The organism is Paraburkholderia sp. SECH4 (assembly GCF_030511745.1).
GTDB classification, from domain to species: domain Bacteria; phylum Pseudomonadota; class Gammaproteobacteria; order Burkholderiales; family Burkholderiaceae; genus Paraburkholderia; species Paraburkholderia madseniana.
This window is the reverse complement of sequence record NZ_JALOCP010000019.1, coordinates 62565-81887: the sequence shown is the minus strand read 5'-3', so window position 1 is coordinate 81887 and position 19323 is coordinate 62565. Positions and strand designations below refer to the sequence as shown.

19 protein-coding genes are annotated in these 19323 nt (G+C 62.3%); 8 read left to right on the top strand and 11 right to left on the bottom strand.

Annotated elements, in window-relative coordinates:
• Window positions 1-27 precede the first annotated feature (27 nt).
• From M0D67_RS24110 to M0D67_RS24080, 7 genes are all read left to right on the top strand, one after another.
• Window positions 28-1119 (top strand): ABC transporter ATP-binding protein, encoded by a 1092-nt coding sequence (locus M0D67_RS24110; protein ID WP_266239896.1) that lies wholly within the window; start codon window positions 28-30, stop codon window positions 1117-1119.
• Window positions 1112-2026 carry an ABC transporter permease gene (locus tag M0D67_RS24105; RefSeq protein ID WP_266239894.1) on the top strand — a complete coding sequence of 305 codons (915 nt, stop codon included), beginning with the start codon at window positions 1112-1114 and terminating at the stop codon, window positions 2024-2026. Before M0D67_RS24110 ends, M0D67_RS24105 begins: the two co-directional genes overlap by 8 nt.
• A 16-nt stretch (window positions 2027-2042) precedes the next feature.
• On the top strand, window positions 2043-2837 hold the full coding sequence (locus M0D67_RS24100; RefSeq protein ID WP_120344644.1) for an ABC transporter permease: 795 nt from the start codon (window positions 2043-2045) through the stop codon (window positions 2835-2837).
• Window positions 2837-3280, top strand: a complete 444-nt coding sequence (locus tag M0D67_RS24095; protein WP_266239891.1) for a (2Fe-2S)-binding protein — start codon at window positions 2837-2839, stop codon at window positions 3278-3280. The genes M0D67_RS24100 and M0D67_RS24095 overlap by 1 nt, the downstream gene beginning before the upstream one ends.
• Window positions 3277-4710 carry an NAD(P)/FAD-dependent oxidoreductase gene (locus tag M0D67_RS24090; protein WP_266239889.1) on the top strand — a complete coding sequence of 478 codons (1434 nt, stop codon included), beginning with the start codon at window positions 3277-3279 and terminating at the stop codon, window positions 4708-4710. Before M0D67_RS24095 ends, M0D67_RS24090 begins: the two co-directional genes overlap by 4 nt.
• Window positions 4703-5830 (top strand): FAD-binding oxidoreductase, encoded by a 1128-nt coding sequence (locus M0D67_RS24085; protein WP_266239887.1) that lies wholly within the window; start codon window positions 4703-4705, stop codon window positions 5828-5830. The genes M0D67_RS24090 and M0D67_RS24085 overlap by 8 nt, the downstream gene beginning before the upstream one ends.
• An 86-nt stretch (window positions 5831-5916) precedes the next feature.
• Entirely contained in the window at window positions 5917-6963 is a 1047-nt protein-coding gene (locus M0D67_RS24080) for an ABC transporter substrate-binding protein (RefSeq protein WP_266239885.1), read from the top strand.
• On the opposite strand, the gene M0D67_RS24075 is transcribed toward M0D67_RS24080, so the two are convergent.
• The 5 genes from M0D67_RS24075 to M0D67_RS24055 all read right to left on the bottom strand — a co-directional run bounded on the left by M0D67_RS24075 (window position 6964) and on the right by M0D67_RS24055 (window position 11224).
• Window positions 6964-7263: a hypothetical protein gene (locus tag M0D67_RS24075; protein ID WP_154562881.1), complete on the bottom strand. Its 300-nt coding sequence runs from the start codon at window positions 7261-7263 to the stop codon at window positions 6964-6966.
• A gap of 59 nt (window positions 7264-7322) precedes the next feature.
• Window positions 7323-8258, bottom strand: coding sequence for a 2-dehydropantoate 2-reductase (gene panE, locus M0D67_RS24070; protein WP_266239883.1), 936 nt, complete (start codon window positions 8256-8258; stop codon window positions 7323-7325).
• A gap of 316 nt (window positions 8259-8574) precedes the next feature.
• Window positions 8575-9540 (bottom strand): nucleoside hydrolase, encoded by a 966-nt coding sequence (locus tag M0D67_RS24065; RefSeq protein WP_266239881.1) that lies wholly within the window; start codon window positions 9538-9540, stop codon window positions 8575-8577.
• The gene (locus M0D67_RS24060) at window positions 9537-9926 is read right to left on the bottom strand and encodes a cytidine deaminase (protein ID WP_115776755.1); all 390 of its coding nucleotides are present in this window, start codon (window positions 9924-9926) and stop codon (window positions 9537-9539) included. The genes M0D67_RS24065 and M0D67_RS24060 overlap by 4 nt, the downstream gene beginning before the upstream one ends.
• Window positions 9927-9946: 20 nt before the next feature.
• Entirely contained in the window at window positions 9947-11224 is a 1278-nt protein-coding gene (locus M0D67_RS24055; RefSeq protein ID WP_266239879.1) for a NupC/NupG family nucleoside CNT transporter, read from the bottom strand.
• Window positions 11225-11479: 255 nt separating this feature from the next.
• Here M0D67_RS24055 and gltS point away from each other — a divergent pair, with 255 nt between their 5' ends.
• Entirely contained in the window at window positions 11480-12706 is a 1227-nt protein-coding gene (gene gltS, locus M0D67_RS24050; RefSeq protein ID WP_266239877.1) for a sodium/glutamate symporter, read from the top strand.
• A 60-nt stretch (window positions 12707-12766) separates the two neighbouring features.
• Here gltS and M0D67_RS24045 read toward each other — a convergent pair whose 3' ends face one another.
• The 6 genes from M0D67_RS24045 to M0D67_RS24020 all read right to left on the bottom strand — a co-directional run bounded on the left by M0D67_RS24045 (window position 12767) and on the right by M0D67_RS24020 (window position 19121).
• Complete coding sequence (locus tag M0D67_RS24045; RefSeq protein WP_266239876.1) at window positions 12767-13951, bottom strand: thiolase family protein; 1185 nt, start codon at window positions 13949-13951, stop codon at window positions 12767-12769.
• A gap of 48 nt (window positions 13952-13999) precedes the next feature.
• Entirely contained in the window at window positions 14000-15430 is a 1431-nt protein-coding gene (locus tag M0D67_RS24040) for an efflux transporter outer membrane subunit (protein ID WP_171927861.1), read from the bottom strand.
• A 10-nt stretch (window positions 15431-15440) separates the two neighbouring features.
• A complete protein-coding gene (locus tag M0D67_RS24035; protein WP_266239874.1) occupies window positions 15441-17012 on the bottom strand; it encodes a DHA2 family efflux MFS transporter permease subunit in 1572 nt (523 codons plus the stop codon).
• Window positions 17013-17018: 6 nt separating this feature from the next.
• A complete protein-coding gene (locus M0D67_RS24030; protein WP_171927860.1) occupies window positions 17019-18107 on the bottom strand; it encodes an HlyD family secretion protein in 1089 nt (362 codons plus the stop codon).
• Window positions 18108-18195: 88 nt separating this feature from the next.
• Window positions 18196-18618 carry a MarR family winged helix-turn-helix transcriptional regulator gene (locus M0D67_RS24025; RefSeq protein WP_097395805.1) on the bottom strand — a complete coding sequence of 141 codons (423 nt, stop codon included), beginning with the start codon at window positions 18616-18618 and terminating at the stop codon, window positions 18196-18198.
• Between the two features lie 80 nt (window positions 18619-18698).
• A complete protein-coding gene (locus M0D67_RS24020) occupies window positions 18699-19121 on the bottom strand; it encodes a MarR family winged helix-turn-helix transcriptional regulator (protein WP_154562865.1) in 423 nt (140 codons plus the stop codon).
• Between the last annotated feature and the right edge of the window lie 202 nt (window positions 19122-19323).

Genomic DNA, 19323 nt, shown 5'->3' with positions numbered 1-19323 from the left:
GGTGTCGATCCATCCAAAGGCCAGATCATGTCGTTCCTCACACTCACGGACGTAGCGAAATCGTTCGGCGATCTGCAGGCAGTCGCCGACGTGAACCTGTCGGTTGAGAAAGGCGAGTTCGTTTCGCTGCTCGGACCGTCGGGTTGCGGCAAGACCACCACGTTGCAGATGATCGCGGGTTTCGTCGAAACGACGCGCGGCCGCATCACGCTCGACGGCCGCGACATCACTCACATGAAGCCGAACAAACGCGGTCTCGGCATCGTGTTCCAGAGCTACGCGCTATTTCCGCATATGAGCGTCGCAGAAAACGTCGGCTTCGGTCTGGAGATGCGCAACATCGACAAGGCCGAACGCAAGGAGCGAGTGCGCGAAGCGCTGGCACTGGTGCGGCTCGATGCGCTCGCGCACCGCTTTCCGCGCGAGTTGTCCGGCGGCCAGCGGCAGCGTGTGGCGATTGCTCGCGCGATCGTGATCGCGCCGCCCGTGTTGCTGCTCGACGAACCGATGTCGAACCTCGACGCCAAGCTGCGCGAAGACATGCAGTTCGAACTGCGCGCCATTCAACGCAAGATCGGCACGACCACCATCATGGTCACGCACGACCAGTCGGAAGCGCTGTCGATCAGCGACCGCGTGGTGGTAATGGAAGCCGGCCGCATTACGCAGATCGACACGCCGTACGAAGCGTACGAACGGCCTGAAAACAGATTCGTCTCGCAGTTCATCGGCAAGGCGAACATGCTGGCAGGCACCGTGGTGGCGCGCGACGGCGACGCGATCCGTATCGACCTCGGACACGATCTCGCCGAGACGGGCCACACCGCGCAACTGCCGATGCGTGAACGCGTGATCGGCGTCGGCGATGCGGTCACGTTGTGCATTCGTCCGGAAAAACTGCGCCTGTGTGCGCCGAACGCGGGACGTCTGGCTGCCACCGTGACGAGCCGCTTCTTCCTCGGCAGCCAATGGTTGTACCGCGTGGACAGCCGGCTCGGCGAAGTGCTGGTGTGCTGCCAGAACGAAGGCACCGAACCGTTGCCGGAAGGCGCGGCGGTTGGCGTCGACTGGAGCAGCGAGGCGATCCGCTTCATTCAACGGGATGCGCATCATGGCTAGTACGCTGCCCGCTTCGAACAACGACAGCATGAAGACCGGCAATGCGCGCCGCGCGCCGTGGCAGGCGTTCCTGCCGTTGTGGCTGATGTGCGCGCCGGCTTTCCTGCTGTTTGCGACGCTCGTGCTGGTGCCGCTCGTGATGACGCTGGTGCTGACCTTCTACCGCTTCGATCCGTCGAGCGGCCCGCTCGCCGCATTCCAGTTCGGCAACTATGCGGAAGTGCTGCAATCGTCGTATTTCCATACGATCTTCCTGCGCACCTTCGGCATTGCCTTTCTGACCACCCTGCTGTGCATCGTGATCGGCATGCCCGAAGCCTACGTGCTGTCGCGCATGCGCGATCCGTATCGCTCGATGTTCCTGTTGATCATTCTCGCACCGCTGCTGGTCTCGGTCGTGGTGCGCGCGTTCGGCTGGAGCATGCTGCTCAACAGCAACGGCCTCGTGAATCAGGCGTTCGGTCTTATCGGGCTCGGACCGTACAAGCTCGAATACACCACCTTTGCGATCGTGATTGCACTGGTGCATGTGATGTTGCCGTTTATGGTGATTCCCGTGTGGACCGCGTTGCAGAAGCTCGACCCGCAAACGGAAAATGCCGCGCTTTCGCTGATGGCCTCCCCCGCCACCACGCTGCGCCGCATCGTGTTACCGCAACTCACGCCGGGCATCCTGTCGGGCAGCCTGATGGTGTTCGGCTTGTCGGCGAGCGCGTTCGCGATTCCCGGACTGCTCGGCGGACGGCGCCTGAAAGTCGCCGCAACCGCCGTCTATGACGAATTCCTCGGCTCGCTGAACTGGCCGCTCGGCGCGACCATTGCCCTCCTGCTGCTGGTCGCGAATCTGATCGTGATGCTCACTTACTACCGGGTTCTGGAACGCAAGTACACCAGAAGCCTCGGTTGAACTTCCCGAGATCATCATGAGAAAAAATGGTCCCATTGCGCTGATTTTCCACACGCTCGTCATCGCGTTCGTACTCGCGCCGCTCGTGATCGTGGTCCTGGTCGCTTTCACGCCCGACGAAACGCTCACGCTGCCCACACACGGCGTATCACTGCGCTGGTTCCGCGCGATCCTCGACTACCCTGACTTTATCTCGGCGTTCTTCAACAGCCTGAAGCTGGCGTTTGCCTCTGCAACCTTGTCTTTGATCGTCGCTTTGCCTGCCGCGTTGGCCATCGGCCGTGCGCGCTTTCCGGGTCGCGGTTTTCTTAACGGCTTACTGCTGTCGCCATTGGTGATTCCCGGCCTCGTGCTCGGCATCGCACTGCTGCGGTTCTTCGCGCTGATCGGCGCGACCGGTTCGTTCGCGTGGCTTGTGCTCGCGCACATGATCATCATCACGCCGTTCGTGATGCGGCTCGTGCTGGCCTCGGTCAGCGGTCTCGACCGCAGTGTGGAACATGCCGCGCACTCGCTTGGCGCTGACGCGTGGACCACGTTTCGCCGTATCACCTTCCCGATGATTCTGCCGGGCATTACCGGCGGCTGGTTACTCGCGTTCATCAACAGTTTCGACGAACTGACCATGTCGATCTTCGTCACCTCGCCTCAAACCGTCACGCTGCCGGTGCGCATGTACATGTATGCGACCGAGTCAATCGATCCGATGATGGCATCCGTCTCCGCGCTGGTGATCTTCATCACGGCCGGCGCGATGCTGCTGCTCGACCGCGTGTATGGGCTCAACCGGATTCTGATCGGCCAGCACTGATGTCTTCTACTGCCCTCTATCACATGCCGTCGAATTTGCCGTCTTCCGAATCCGCCGCGCCGAAACGCGATGCGCAATTCGTTCGCGTTGCGGAAACGCAGCGTGAACCGCTTAGCTTTGTTATCGATGGTCACGAGGTCACCGCGTTGCAAGGCGATACGCTGCTCACCGCCGTGCTGATGCAACAACGTCGCGTGCGCGAAAGCGAATTCAGCGGCGCGCCACGCGCCGGCTTCTGCCTGATCGGCGCTTGCCAGGATTGTTGGATGCGTACGGAAGAGGGTCTGCGTTTGCGCGCGTGCTCGACACTGGTGACGCAAGGCATGCGGGTGGTCACGCGGCTCGCTGAAGTTGCTTCCGTTGCTGCCACTGCTGCTGTCTCTCCCGTCTCTGCTCCGACTGCTGCTACCTCTGCCGCGACGGCAAACGGAGACACGCAATGAGCAACGAACACCGCGTGGTGATCGTCGGCGCGGGACCGGCGGGCGTCCGCGCCGCCGAAACGCTGGTGGCGGCCGGCATCAAGCCCATCGTGCTGGACGAAAACGCTCGCTGGGGTGGACAGATCTATCGTCAACCGCCTGCGAACGGCGCGTTCCAGCGCTCGAAGAAAACGCTCTACGGTTTTGAAGCGCACAAGGCCGACGCATTACATACGACGATGGCCGCGCTGCTTCCGCATCTCGACTATCGCCCCGACACACTGGCCTGGGCTTGTGCACCGGGCCGTCTCGATACGCTGCACGCGGGACAGGAAATCAGTGTGCCGTTTTCGCATCTGATCATCGCAAGCGGCGCCACCGATCGTGTGCTGCCGGCGCCGGGCTGGACCCTGCCCGGCGTCTACACACTAGGCGCGGCGCAGGTCGCTTTGAAGGCGCAAGGCTGTGCGATCGGCCAGCGCGTGGTACTCGCTGGTACCGGGCCGCTGCTCTATCTCGTGGCCTATCAGTACGTGAAAGCCGGTGCACAGGTGGTAGCTGTACTCGACACGAGTCCGCTATCGCAGCAGATTGCGGCGGCGCCGAAACTCGCGCGGCAACCTGCAACGTTCACCAAAGGGCTCTACTACGTCGGCTGGCTAAAGATCCACGGCGTGCGGATCGAACGCGATGTGAACCTGATCGGCATTCGTGGCGACCAAGGTGTGAGTGCAATTGAATGGCGTTCTTCGGCCGACGGTTCGAAAACCGAATCCATCGCATGCGACGCCGTCGGCATCAGCTTCGGCCTGAAGCCTGAAACCCAACTCGCCGATCTCGCCGGGTGCCGCTTCCGCTTCGATACGCACAACCGTTGCTGGCTACCCGAACTCGACCCGGCCGGCCGCAGCTCCGTGCGCGGCATCTATCTGGCGGGCGACGGTGCGGGCATCGCGGGCGCCGACGCTGCCGAACTCGGCGGCCGCCGCACCGCGCTCGCGCTACTCGACGACCTCGGCATCGCTCATCCACGTGGCCTCGGCATGCGCGACGCGGCTTCCCTCGAGCGCGGCCTGCAACGTATCGCGGTGTTTCGACAAGGTATCGAAGCGGCATTTGCACTACCCGCAAAATGCGCAGCACAATGGCCCGACGACATGACCGTGTGCCGCTGCGAAGAAATCGATGCAGGCACCTTGCGGCGCTGCATCCGCGGTGGCGAAGCGAACGAGATCAACCGCCTGAAAGCGCTCACTCGCGTCGGCATGGGCCGTTGCCAGGGACGCATGTGCGGCGAAGCGGCATTGACGCTGCTTGCGGCAGAAACCGGCAAACCCCTCGAAGCAGTAGGCCGTTTGCGTAGCCAGCCGCCTGTCAAACCGATTCCGCTATCGCCGGCGATGTATGCCAACGACGTCGTCGAGATTCCCGAGGAGGCGCGCGATGAGTGACACCCTGCACTGCGACGTCGCGATTGCGGGCGGCGGACTGGTCGGCTCATCGGCAGCGTTGGCGCTCGCGCGGCGCGGCTTGCGCGTGGGCCTGTTCGAGCGGCGCTATTGCGGCGCACAGGCAAGCGGCGTGAACTACGGCGGCGTGCGCGTCCAGGGACGGCCGGCCGAACAGATGCCGCTCGCCATGCGCGCACGGCGCATCTGGGACCGCTTGCCGGAGCTGATCGGCATCGACGGCGAATTCACCGCGTCAGGACATTTGCGGCTCGCGCGCAGCGAAGCCGATCTTGCCGCGCTCGAAGCATGGGCGGACATGGCGCGCGGCCATGGACTGCAAGCGCAGGTCATCAGCGGCGCCACGTTCCGGCAACGTTATCCATGGCTGGGCGCTGCAGCGGTCGGCGGCTCGCTTTGTGCGACCGATGGCCATGCGAATCCACGTCTGGTGTCGCCCGCGTTCGCACGCGCCGCGCGCGCCACAGGCGCGGACGTGCGTGAGCAAACCGAACTGACCGAGATCCATCACGACGGCACGCGCTTCCAGCTACGAGCAGGCGACACGCGTATCAGCGCCGACTGGCTGATCAATTCCGCCGGCGCATGGGCTAACACGGTCGCCGGTTACTTCGGCGAAACCGCGCCGATGAAACCGATCTACCCAAACATGTGGGTCACCGAACCGCTGCCGCATTTCATCACGCACAACCTCGGCGTGTACGGTGGCGGCATCTACGCACGGCAAGTGGCGCGCGGCAATTGCGTGATCGGCGGCGGGCGCGGACATGGCGACGGCGAGTACGGTCAACCGTCGACGGAAACCACTCGCGCGGTAATGCGCGATGCGTGCGCCCTGCTGCCCCCGTTGCGCGAGGCGCTGCTGATCCGCACGTGGAGCGGCGTGGAAGGCGAAACACCCGACAGCAACCCGATCATCGGTGCAAGCCGCACGGTGCCGCGACTGTTGCATGCGTTCGGCTTTTCGGGCGGCGGGTTTCTGCTGGCGCCGGGCGTCGGCGAAATACTCGCGGATCTCGTGATCGACGGCGCCACAACCACACCGCTCGACGCTTTTTCGATCAATCGCTTCGCTGCTGTTGCTGCGCCGTCCGTCGCTTAGTTGTCGCTCGGTTATCGCTCGGTTTTCGCTTTCTTATCGCTCAGTCATCGCCTCGTTATCGTTTAATGAAACTCAGGAGCCTCTCAATGAAACTGTTCAAGACGATCGCGGCGCTGGCCGCATTGTGCGCATTCGGTGCGGCCGCGCCGGCATGGTCGGAGACCAAAACCATCTACATCGGCATGAACGGCGGTCCTATGGAAAAGGCCTATACGAGCCAGGTGCTGCCCGACTTCGAGAAAGCCAACAATGTCAAAGTAGTCGTGGTGCCCGGCACCTCGTCGGACATTCTCGCCAAGCTGCTCGCCAACAAGGCCAATCCGCAAATCCACGTGGTGTTTCTCGACGACGGCGTGATGGCACGCGCGGTCAGCATGGGCGTGTGCAAGAAGCTCGACGACTCGCCGGTGCTCAAGGAGCTCTACCCGTTCGCGCGCATGAAGGACGACATGGGCGCCGGCGTGCAACTCGGCATGACCGGCATCGCGTACAACAAGAAGCTGTTCGCTGAAAAAGGCTGGGCGCCGCCGACTTCGTGGCTGGACTTTGCCGATCCGAAGTACAAGGGCAAAGTGGTGTTCCAGTCCGCTTCGAGCAGCACCTTCGGCCTGCACGGCTTTCTGGCGATCAACCGTTTGATGGGCGGCAGCGAGCAGAATGTCGAACCGGGCTTCACGAAATGGGCCACGACAGTCGGCCCGAACGTGGTGGAGTACGTGCCGAATTCGGCGAAGATTTCCGAAATGGTCCAGACCGGTGAAGCGGGTCTGTTCCCGTTGACGCCGACTGCCGTCAGCGATCTGCAGGACAAGGGCATTCCGGTCGGCTATGTGAGTCCGAAGGAAGGTCCGGTGTTGCTGCTGGTCGATCTGTGCGTGGTCAACAACAACCCGGATCCGCAATTGGCACAGAAACTCGCGCAGTTCCTGCTGTCCGCGCCGGCGCAGACAAATGCGGCCGAGGCCGGCAAGCAGATTCCGACCAATCGTCTCGCGAAGATGACGCCGCCGATGCAGCAAAGCCTGGGTAACGTCGACGATCTGGTGAAGAAGGTGACCGTGGTGGATTGGGACACGATCAACGCGCATCGCGCACAGTGGGATACGCGCTGGAACAGGCAGATCGAGCGTTAATCAGAAGATCACCGAAATTGCCACGCCCAGCCAGATCGACAGCACGCCGATAAGGAACATGTGCCGCGCAACCCGGATGCGGACGTCGCTGTTTTCCGGTTCAACGGGGCTCGTCGCCATCCAAGGCACGAGCCCGAGGCAGCCGAAGCCGATCATCGCAAACACGAAGACGAAGACGTCGGAGGCTCGCCATTTGGTCGGCTCGTACAAGCCCCAGTAGCCGAGAAAGACGATGCCGATCGAGAAGATCGTCGCCGAAGCGGCACTGAGCGCGGGTACGGATCCGGTTGGACTCGGCATGCTTCACCTCCGAAACGTTAGGCTGCTGTGACAGTCCGCGTCGCCCGCGTTCCGGTCATTCAGGACGTACGGGTCTGCCTCGCTTCATACGTCTTCAAATGACTATAGGCGATACGCAGCAGCGATAAGCCATGCTCACCCTTCTGTGCATCGCCGCCGCGCGAGATCAGATCGCCGAGAATGTGATCCGCCTCGGTATGCGAGTGGTTTTCGACGTCCCGCAGCATTGAAGCGGTTAGCGGCGAAGGCGTGAAGAGCGTTTGGGTAGCTCGGGCGTCGAAGTCCGGGCCCATCGTAAAGCCGTTGTGCTCCGCGACGCCACGGCACTCGCCGAGCAGGTTTTCGACGATGCGCTTGCCGTCCGGCGCAGCCAGAATATCGCCGACCGAACCGCGCATCAAGCACGTACTGGCCGCCAGTGTGGCCAGGAACACCCACTTTTCCCACATGCGCAGCAGGATGTTGTCGCTGACTACGGTATCGAAATTCGCGCCGGCCATCGCATCCGCGATCGCCTGGACACGCTCGGACGTGCCGCCGTCCAGTTCACCAAAGGTGATCGCGTGCGTTTCGTTCAGATGCATGACGTGCTGCTCGGGGCTGAGCGTCGCCGCGATCACGCATTGACCGCCCAGTACGCGTGACGCACCAAACTTTTCCTTGAGCACCTCGATATGGCGCATGCCGTTGAGCATCGGCAGAATCAGCGTGGATTCGCCGACCAGCGGTGCGAATGAATCGATCGCGTCGTCGAGACTGTAGGCTTTGCAACTGAGCAGCACCAGATCGAACGGCTCCGCGCCGACACCGGCGAGTATCGTCTTGACGTCGTGCAACGTGAGATTGCCGCGCGGGCTGTTGATGACGAGGCCGTCACGCGCGAGTTTTTCCGCGCGGCCGGGGCGCACGAGGAAGGTCACGTCCTGGCCCGCCGCTGCGAGACGTCCGCCGAAGTAGCCGCCCACGGCGCCCGCCCCTACTACTAGAATTCGCATCTTTTGCCTCTTGATAGATGTGGGTCACGCGCGCCGGGTCGGTATGCAAAGGCTTCGAAGACCGCCTGCGCAGCACGTCTGCAGAAATGTAGCAAAGATTGACGATACGCATCGGCCACAATGGCGGGCCGGTTTGCTGCATTGCACCGCGGCATCGTGGTTTCTCACACCGTTTCCGCGTTGTTCTTTATGTCAGATCAATCGCGTCGGATCAATCGCCGCGCCGCCAGCCGCCTGCTACGCCGCGGGCTGCACGAAGAGAGGTGCTTAAGAGGTGGCGTCCCTTAGCAAACGGCGGCAGCGTCACAAGATCGCCCTACAGCGTGCCGCAAATGGTGCGCTCGTAGAGTGCGAGCATCCCGGGCACATCCACGTCGAGGCAGACCGTGCTGTCGGGCCGGCTGTCCCAGTCCGGCGCGGGCACCGGCATCGTAGAAGGCTTCTGGATGGTTTGGCCCACCGCGATACCGTCCGTCAGCACACGTACGGGACCACTGCGAGTCGTATAAAGATGCGGCGCCAGCACATAAGTGACTGCCGACGAGTCGTGTACGTAAATGCCCTTGAGTTGCGCGCTTTGCTCATGAAAGGCCTCATAGTGCCGCGACACGTCCCACACGAACCGCCCTGCTGCACCGCCGCGATCGCGCAGCGACGCCAGATAATCCTGGCTCATGATGGTGCGCTGCGTGACGTCGAGCCCCACGATCGCAACCGGCCACGGTGCGCCGAACACGATGTCGGCAGCATCGGGATCGCCGAGGATGTTCGCTTCGGCGGCCGGCGTCACGTTGCCGAGCACGCCGTCCGTGCCGAACGCGCCGCCCATGATGACCACCTGTTTGACGAGCGGCGCGATCTGCGGATCGTCGGCCAGCGCCAATGCCAGGTTCGTAAGCGGGCCCACCGCGATCAACGTAACTTCGCCGGGATGGGCGCGCACCGTGTCGATGATGAACCGATGCGCGGGACGTGCATCGAGCGCGGCTTCAGGAGCGGCTTCAATCGCGATGTTGCCAAGCCCGTTGTCGCCGTGAATCCAGGCGAGCGGTTCAGGTGCCACGCGCTTGAGCGGTGCCGCGGCGCCCTGCGCAACCGGCACGCCCGGCACGAACCGCCCGGCCAGAAAACGCGCATTGCGCGTGGTGGTCTCGATCGTGGCGTTGCCGAATACGCTCGTCAGACCCAACAATTCGATGTCCGGATGCAGCGCCTGAAAAACGAGCGCCATCGCGTCGTCCACACCAGGATCGGTGTCGTAGATAACTTTGTGCTTGCTCATAGATAAAACGCGTCCGGCAATTGTTCACGCGCGGTGGTGTCGCGGGTGGCGCCATGCAGATTGCCGAGCCGGATCGGCAATTCGGGGCCGCCCAGTTCGATGATCACCTGGCGGCACGCGCCGCACGGTGCGATCGGTCCATCCGTATCGCCGATCACGGCAAGCGCGGCGAACTGGTCGCGCCGATAGCCCGCGGCAATCGCGCTGAAAAACGCCGTACGTTCAGCACAATTGCACAGTCCGTACGAGGCATTCTCGACGTTGCAGCCGTCGAATACAGTGCCGTCTTTAGTCAGCAGCGCGGCGCCGACCTTGAACTTCGAATAAGGCGCATAGGCCTTTTCTCGCGCGACGCCCGCGCGTTCCAGCAGTTGTTCCATATTCATGCAACGATCCTCGATTCGATTCAATTCAGCGTCAGGAACATGCCCGCAATCGTGGCGCTCATCAGGTTCGAGAGCGTCGCGGCGAGCACGACACGCAGGCCGTAGCGCGCGACTTCAGCGCGGCGTTCCGGCGCGACGGCGCTAAAGCCGCCCGTCAGCACCGCGATCGATGCGAAGTTCGCGAAGCCGCACAACGCAAACGACAGAATAGCAAGGGTACGCGGGTCGAGCGCCTGCAGGCCGGCCGCGCTCACGCTGGCGGCATCTTTCAGATACGGCGACAGCGAAGCATAGGCGACGAACTCGTTGAGAATCATCTTCTGACCAAGGAAATTGCCGGCGATTGCGGCTTCGCTCCACGGCACACCGATCAGATACGCGAGCGGTGCGAACACCGTACCGAGCACCGATTGCATCGACAGTTGCGGATGGCCGAACCAGCCGCCTATGCCGCCCACAATGCCGTTGAGCAACGCGATCAGGCTGACGAAAGCGATCAGCATCGCGCCGACCATCACGGCGATTTTCAAACCCACAGTCGCGCCGGAACTCGCGGCTTCAATCACATTCGCGGGACGCTTTTCGTCGAAGCTGAGGTTCTCGAGGTGCACGCGGCTCGGCTCAGTGGTCGGGTGAATGATCTTGGCAAACAGCAAGCCGCCGGGCACCGCCATGAACGACGCGGCCAGCAGATAGTCAATCCGCACACCGAGGCCCGCATAGCCCGCGAGCACCGAACCGGCAACCGCCGCCATGCCGCTCGACATCACCGCGAACATTTCAGCGCCTGTCATATCGCGCGTGAACGGTTTAACCACGGCAGGCATTTCGCTTTGACCCAGGAAGATCGTGGTCACGGCCGAGAAAGATTCAAGCTTCGATACACCGAGCAGCTTGTGGAATAACGTGCCGAGCACGATCACGATCCAGCGCATCACGCCGATGTAGTACAGCACGGAAATGAGCGCGGTCACGAAGATGATGGCCGGCAACACCCGCACGGCGAAAACGAAGCCGCCGTCGCCGAAGACCTGGAACATCTTTGATTGCACGAGGCCGCCGAACAGGAACTCGATGCCCGCGTTGCCATAGCCGAGTACGTGATTGACGCCGGATGCAGCAGCGGCGAGCACCGTCTTGCCGACCGGCACGAAGAGAATGAAAGCGCCAATCCCGATCTGCGCAAGCAGCGCCGCAATTACAGTCCGTAAGCGGATGGCGCGCCGGTTGGTCGAAAAGATGAAAGCGATAAGCAGCAGGACGGCAATACCGAGCATGTTTCGAGCGATCAGTGCCATGTCTCTTGGTGTTCTTGTGAAAGTGGCAATGATGCTAAACGAAACCGATGCTGGAGAAAACTTTAAATATGGTCTTACTCCGGTATCGCCGGCCAGGCGGTCCGCGCCGGTGCGCCTCGCTGCCACCGTTGTTGGATCACTGCCGTTCAGGTACGCTCACGCCACAGGCGTTTCTCGCTCGCTCCTTTGCCGCTCCACACGCCGTCAGACGCCTCGTACCGCTATGACCATCAATCATGCTCAACGAGGTCGACCATGAACGTCGGTATCTACGGAACGCTCGTCACGGCTTCACTGGTTCTACTGCTCGGCAACCGGCTAGTCGGATGGATCCCCCTGCTGCGCAGCTATACGATTCCCGAACCCGTTGCCGGCGGGCTCCTTGTGGCAATCGTCCTGTTGATCCTGCGCACGACGAGCCACATCGAAGTACGCTTCGATACAGCGTTGCAAACGCCGCTGATGCTCGCCTTCTTCGCGACCATCGGCCTCAACGCCAACCTCGCCAGCCTCAAGTCCGGCGGCCCGCTGCTGCTGCGTTTTCTCGGTCTCGTGATCAGCCTGTTGATACTGCAGAATGCAGTGGGCATCGCTCTCACTTATGTATTGGGCATCGATCCGCTGTACGGTTTGCTGGTCGGTTCGATCACATTGTCCGGCGGTCATGGCACCGGCGCGGCATGGAGCAAGGTATTCGCCGAACACCACGGGCTTCAGTCCGCCACGGAGGCCGCGATTGCCTGCGCGACTTTCGGTCTCGTGATGGGCGGCATTCTCGGTGGTCCGGTCGCGCGCGTGCTGATGCGGCAAGTCGCCAGGAAGGACGCCGCCCGCGCCGAAAACCATGCGGAGAGCCACGCCGAGAACTCCGCCGAAGCGCCGCTCGCCTTCGAAGAACCGAAGGCGGAACAAGCCACCACGCCGGCCGCCTTCATCGAGACGCTGGCGCTGATCGCGATCAGCCTCGCGGCCGGCGACGCGCTCTCACAGGTATTGGCCGGCACGGCAATCGAACTGCCGAGTTTTGTCTGCGTGCTATTCGTGGGCGTGTTGCTAAGCAATATGCTCGGGCTCGCAGGCAAGCCTGTTATCGATCACGCCGTCGCCCTGCTGGGTAACGTGAGCCTCGCGCTATTTCTCGCCATGGCATTGATGACGCTCAAGCTCTGGGACCTCGCCTCGCTGGCGCTGCCGGTCGTTTCGACTCTCGTTGCGCAAACCGTGTTGATGGCGCTCTACGCGATCTTCGTGACATTCCGCGTGATGGGCCGCAACTACGACGCTGTCGTGCTCGCCGCCGGTCATTGCGGCTTCGGCCTCGGCGCCACGCCTACGGCCATTGCGAATATGCAGGCCGTTACGGCCCGCTTCGGCCATTCGCATCTCGCCTTTCTGGTGGTCCCGATGGTGGGCGCGTTCTTTATCGACATTGCTAACGCGATCGTCATCAAGGGCTTTATGGCTTTGCCGATCTTTCATTAGCCGATGCGGCCGCGGCGCCATCGCGGTTCGTGGCACCGCGACGCACCGCAGCGGCCGATCTCAGATCACTTCCAATGCCAGCGCAATCCCCTGCCCGCCGCCGATGCACAACGTGACGATGCCGCGTTTCAGGCCGTCGCGGCGCATCGAATGCAGCAGGCGGGTAGTCAATACCGCACCGGTCGCGCCGATTGGATGACCGTGCGCGATCGCACCGCCCTGCACGTTGATCAGTTCATCCGCGATGCCGAGTCTGCGCGCCACGGCGATCGGCACGGCAGCGAAGGCTTCATTGATCTCGAAGCGTTCGACGTCATCGAGTTGCCAACCCGCGCGAGCCAGGGCCATTTGCACGGCCGGCACCGGACCGAGACCGAACATGCCCGGCTCGACGGCCGCGACGCCAAACGCCACCAGACGCGCGAACGGCTCGATGCCGCGCGCCTCGGCGAACCCACGTTCAGCGACCAGCATGGCTGCCGCGCCGCTGTTCAAGCCCGGCGCGTTGCCTGCGGTAATCGTGCCGTCCGGACGAAATGCCGGACGCAGTTTGGCGAGCGTTTCGACCGTAGTATCCGGGCGCGGCTGTTCATCGCTCGTAAAATGCTGCGGCCCTTTACGCCCCGGAATTTCCACAGCGACCAGTTCGGCGTCGAAATCGCCGCGTGCCTGCGCTTCCGCAAAACGCTGTTGCGAACGCGCGGCCCAACGGTCCTGCGTTTCACGAGTGAGGTCGAACTGTGTGACGAGGTCTTCGGTATGCCAGCCGGAATGCTCGCCGGAAAACGCGTCATTCAGGCCGTCGCGCAGCAGGCTGTCGTGGATTTGCGCGTTGCCCATCCGGTAGCCCCAGCGGCCGCCGTCGAGCAGATACGGCGCGCGGTCCATGTTTTCCATGCCGCCGGCCACGGCTGCATCGCCGAGACCAAGCCAGATTTCCTGGGCCGCGGACGCAATCGCCTGCGCGCCCGACCCGCACACACGATTGACCGTCAACGCCGGCACCGCCACCGGCACGCCGCCGCCAATCGACGCCTGACGCGCCGGATTCATCCGGTTGCCGGCCTGAATCACGTTGCCCAGCACCACCGAGGCCAACGCGGCCGGATCGAGGCCGCTGCGCCGCAGCGTCTCACGTACCGCGACCGCGCCGAGTTCCGTCGCGGGTACTTCTTTCAACGATCCGCCGAATGCGCCGATCGGCGTTCTCACCGGATTGCAGATCACTACTTCACGCGTACTCATCATTCATCTCCAGTTGGACTACTACTTTCAACGCCACATCCACGCGCATCAATTCGCCGATGCGGCCGTGACCGTTTCGGGGACATCCCAGCCGCCGCCGAGCGAGCGGTACAGAGCGACCGCTGCGAGCGCATGCTCGCGTTTGGCCTGATTCAACGATTCCGCATCGCGCAGATACGCCTCCTGCGCAGTGAGCACATCGAGGAAGTCAGTCGCGCCGCCCTTGTAGAGTTCACTCGACAGACGCAGCGCGTGGTTCGACGCATCGAGCGCGCCGCCCAGGCGTTGCACCTGCACCGCGCCGCTCACCAGGTCGCTGCGGTTGTCCTCGATTTCCTTGAGCGCTTGCAGCATGGTTTGCTGCAGGCCGAGTTGCGATTCGCGCATCCGGCTCTCGCTCGCATCGATATTCGCGGTAATGCGGCCGGCGTTGAAGATCGGACTCGTTGCGTTCAATGCCGCGCTGAAGAGGTTATCGGTCAGCGTCGGCAAGCCAAGATACGACGAGGCCAGCAGACCATCGGCAAGATTGAGCCTGAACTGCGGATAGCGTTGCGCTTTGGACACCCCCACTTCCGCCGCGCGCTGTTCGACCGTGGCGTAGGCATTGCGCACGTCCGGGCGCTGCAACAGCGCTTCCGAAGGCAGCATCTGCGGCACGCTTTGCGCGGGCACTGGAATATCGCGAGCGTTAGCGAGCAGCAAGCCATCGACGCTCTCCGGCGTGCGCCCCGAATACACCGCGATCAGACTCAGTTGATGCTGCACGGCCGACTGGATACGCGGGATCTGTGCCTGCAAATCCTCCAACTGATTCTGTGCACGGGCGACGTCGAGTTGCGTCGACAGTCCGTAATGCAAACGCTCCTGCGTGAGTTTCAGGGCGCGGGCGCGAATCTGTTCGTTGTCGCTGAGAATCTGCAATTGCGATTGCGCCCAGCGCAGATCGATATACGCCGCGGCTGTGTTCGCCGCGAGTGCCAGGCGCAATTGATTCAAGGCCGCCTGCCGACCCGACACTTGCGCCTCGGCTGCGAGAACAGCAAGACGTTCGCCGCCGAAAACGTCCGGCGTCCAGCTCGCCGTCACGCCGACGCCGGCCTGACGCACATAGCCGAGCGGTGGCGGCGTGTTCTGGCGAGAATCGGATGCGGTCGCGCTAGCGTTCAATTCAGGCAGCAAGGCCGCCCGATTTTGCTTCGCGAGATCCTGCGCCTGCTTGACGCGTTCCACCGCGGCCTGCACATCGAGATTGCCCGTGAGCACCGACTCCACCAGTTGATGCATGACAGGATCGCCGAATTGCGCCCACCACGTGTTGGCGTTGATGCTGTCTTGAGGCGCATCGACATTCCACGCTGTCGGTGCGACGGTCTGAACCGTATGCTGCAGGTCCGCATGCGTTTCCGGCTGCACCGCGCATGCCGCCAGTGTCAGCAATGCCGCGCTCGCGAGTACTTTCATAACGATTGGTTTCATGCTGATTTCCTCAATGAGCATCGGGCGGCGGCGCGGTATTGCCAAACGGGCGCGAGAACAGCACGCTCAACAAACCGACGACGAAACAGAGCGACAGCGCAAAGAACGTGTCGGAGAACGTGAGCACGAGCGCTTCGCGCATCAGCAGCGAATGCAACGCCCCGAGGCCCGCATTGGCCGCATTCAGCGCATCGCCACCGACTGCCGCGAAGTGCGCGCTTTGCTGCTGCAACACCGACTCGATCACCGGACGGCCCGCGCTCAAATGCTCGTCGAGCCGCTCGTAGTGGAGATTCAAACGATCGTTGAGCATCGTGCTGCTCACGGCAATGCCAATCGCGCCGCCGAGATTGCGCATCAGATTGAACAGACCGCTGGCGGATCGAAGCCTCGACATCGGCAATGAACCGAGCGCCATCGTGACGATGGGCGGAATGCAGAACTGCTGGCCAATGCCGCGCAACGCCTGCGGGATCAGCAACTCCTGCCAGCCCCACTGATTGGTCAGCGGCACGTAGAGATAACAGCCAACACCGAACAGCACCAGGCCGAACACCATCAGCACCCGCATGTCGATAAAACGCGCGACTATCGAATAGGCCACCATCGCGAGCAACTGAAAACACCCGACCGACAGCAACGCCACGCCGATCTGCAGTGAATCGAAGCCACGCACACGCGACAGGAACACGGGCGTCAGGAACACCGCGCAGAAAATCCCGATCCCTGTGATGAAGGACAGCAGACTGCCAATGCCGAAGTTGCGGATCGCCAGTGCGCGCAAATCGACGATCGGCTCTTCTGCGGTGAACGCGTGCACGATGAACAGGAATCCACAGATCGCCGCTACCCAGGTACACGTCAGGATCACGTCGTCGCCGAACCAGTTCTTGCGCGGTCCTTCCTCCAGTACGTATTCAAGGCAACCCAGAAAACCGGACATCAACAGGATGCCGAGATAGTCGCCCTTTTTCAGCAGTGAGAGATCGACGTTGTCGAAGTGCACGTACTTCGGCACCAACAGCGTGACGGCGAGACCCGGCACGAGGTTCAGATAGAACAGCCAGTGCCACGACCATTGCGATGTGATCCAGCCGCCGATCACCGGGCCGACCGTCGGTGCGAGCGTGGCGAGCGCGCTGATGGTGGTGGACGCAATCAGGCGCTGCTTGCCGGGGAACAGCACGAATGCCGTCGTGAACACGGTCGGAATCATCGCGGCGCCGAGCGCGCCCTGCAGACCGCGAAACAGGATCATCGAGTTGATGTCCCACGCAAGGCCGCACAGCATACTGGTGACCGTAAAGCCCAGCGCGGAAAATGCGAACACCCAGCGCGTCGAGAACACACGTGTGAGCCAACCGGACATCGGAATCACGAGAATCTCCGCGATCAGATACGCGGTCTGCACCCACGAGAGCTCGTCCTGACTCGCGGACAAGCCGCCGCCGATATCCTTGAGCGAGGACGCCACGATCTGGATATCGAGCGTCGCCATGAAAAAACCGAGGCACATCAGCACGAACGCGAACACTTTGGTGCGCGTCGGCAGGTCGGCGGGATTGGCAAGGACCTGAGTCATGATCGTTTAACCGTGAGCAGCGTCGAGGTGCACTTTCACCGTCGCCGAAAGGCCAGGGCGCAGCACGCCTTGCATATCCTTCGGCACCTCGAGGCGCACGCGCACCGGCACGCGCTGCACGATCTTCGTAAAGTTGCCCGTCGCGTTTTCCGCCGGCAGTACGCTGAAGGTCGCGCCGGTCGCCGGCGCAAGACTTTCGACCACGCCGTGAATCCGTTTGCTCGACGCATCGAGATCGACATCGACACCGTCGCCAACGTGCATCTTCTTCAACTGGTCTTCCTTGAAGTTGGCGTCGATCCACAGTCCGCTTGATGGCACCACGGTCAGCAGCGACACGCCAATATTCGCCAGCAAGCCGACGCGCGCAGTGCGATTGCCGACGTAACCGTCGATCGGCGAGCGAATCGTGGTGTACTCCACATTCAATGCCGCGACCCGCTGCGCCGCCTGTGCAGTGGCGATGCGCGCCTCTGCGTCACCGATCTGCGCGTCGAGCACGGCGATCTGCCGTTGCGCCGCGATCAAGGCCGCGCTGCTGCGGTCGACCGCGGCATGCGCCTTGGTCAGATCGGCATCAGCGCGTTCTACGACCTGGTTCGATACCGCATCGTCCTTCACCAGTTGGCGATAGCGCGTCTGATCGGCGGTGCTGCGCGTCAACTCGGCGCCGGACGCGCGAACTTCGGCTGCCTGCTCGTTGATGGTGGCAAGCTGCAGGGACTTCTTCGCCTGCAACTCGGTGACAGCCGCCTGCGCGCTCTCAACTTCCGCACTCGCCTGCGCGAGACGAGCGTCGTAATCGCGTGCATCGAGCCGGATCAGCACCTGGTTCGCATGGACGAACTGATTGTCCCGCACCAGCACGTCCGTGACGAAGCCGTTCACTTTCGGCGACATCACGGTTACATCACCGCCGACGTAGGCATCGTCCGTCGTTTCGACAAAGCGGCCGACGAAGAACCAGTACGACGCCGCAAGTGCCAGCACCGCAAGCACTGTGATGACCGCGAGCAGCATCCACGGAATGCGCCGTGCCGGTTTGGCGGCGTTCGCCACGCTGGGCGGTGCAATAGTCGAGGGTGTAGTGGACATGATGGCTGTATGTGTGTATGCACTCGTTAAGCTTGAAAAAAAGCGCGTTGCGCTGCGCCGGACTTGACCCGCTTCACGCGGGGCAGATTCAAACGGGGTCTTTTGTGATGGCGAACAACTCCGTACGCAATGCCGCCGCGCGCTGCTCGCCGAAGCGATCCTCGAATTCGGCTTGCGCCGCATGCCAATGCTTGCGACCGGCTTGCAAACGCTCCTCGCCGGCGGCCGTCAGTGCAATCGACAACGCCCGCACATCCGCCCCAAGCGTCTCGCTCGAGACCAGTCCGTTGCGCCGCAGCGGCTGGATCGTGCGGACCAGGGTGGTGCGCTGCATGCGCATAGCTTCCGCCAGTTGCTTCATGGTCATCGGACCCACGCGCTTCAAGCGCCCCATCAGCGAAAACTGCGTGATGGTGAGGCCGACATTCTCCAGGTGACGGTCGTAAATCTGCGACACATAGCGTGCGGCCTGGCGGATCGCAAAGCAGTCGTCGTCGAAAAGCCCGTCCATCGCTGCGCTTCCTTTTCGTGAGTGCGTATGCACATAATCCGGCGTAAAAAAGCTCGTCGGAACGAGCTCATACGCGTTGTTTATCCGGTGATGCTGAAAAGCTCGGAGCGCAGCGCCTTGGCACGTGCGTGACCGAACTTTTCCTCGAACTCGTCCTGCGCGGCACGCCATGCGATTGCCGCCTGATCGAAGGTCGTTTCGCCCTTCTCCGTGAGACTGAACAGAAACGTGCGGCCGTCATGCTCCGCCGATTCAGCGACCACGAGCCCGTCACGCTGCAACGGTTTCATGGCGCGGACCAGCGTGGTGCGCTCCATGACCATGGCATCCGCGAGATCCACCATCGGCAGGTTCGGCGTGCGCGCGAGCTTGGCGAGAATCGTGAACTGCGCAGCCGTTAGCCCTACCTCGCCGAGATGGCGTTCGTAGATTTGCGTGACGTGCCGGGCCGCCTGGCGCAGCGCGAAACAGTTGCATTCGTCGTAAGAGAGAGGACGGGTCATGCTGCGCAGTGTATATGTGCATACGCACTCTGTCAAGTTCACTTGCGTTGAACAGTATGTTGCGGAATCTGGCCACGAGCATTTCCGATGCGGAAATTCATACACATGTCTGTTTGAAATTTCGGCGTAAGTATCGGGATTCACTCAACTTTGAGCTGTGTCCACTTAAGTCCGAAATCCAGCGGCTCACCACCAATTCGGC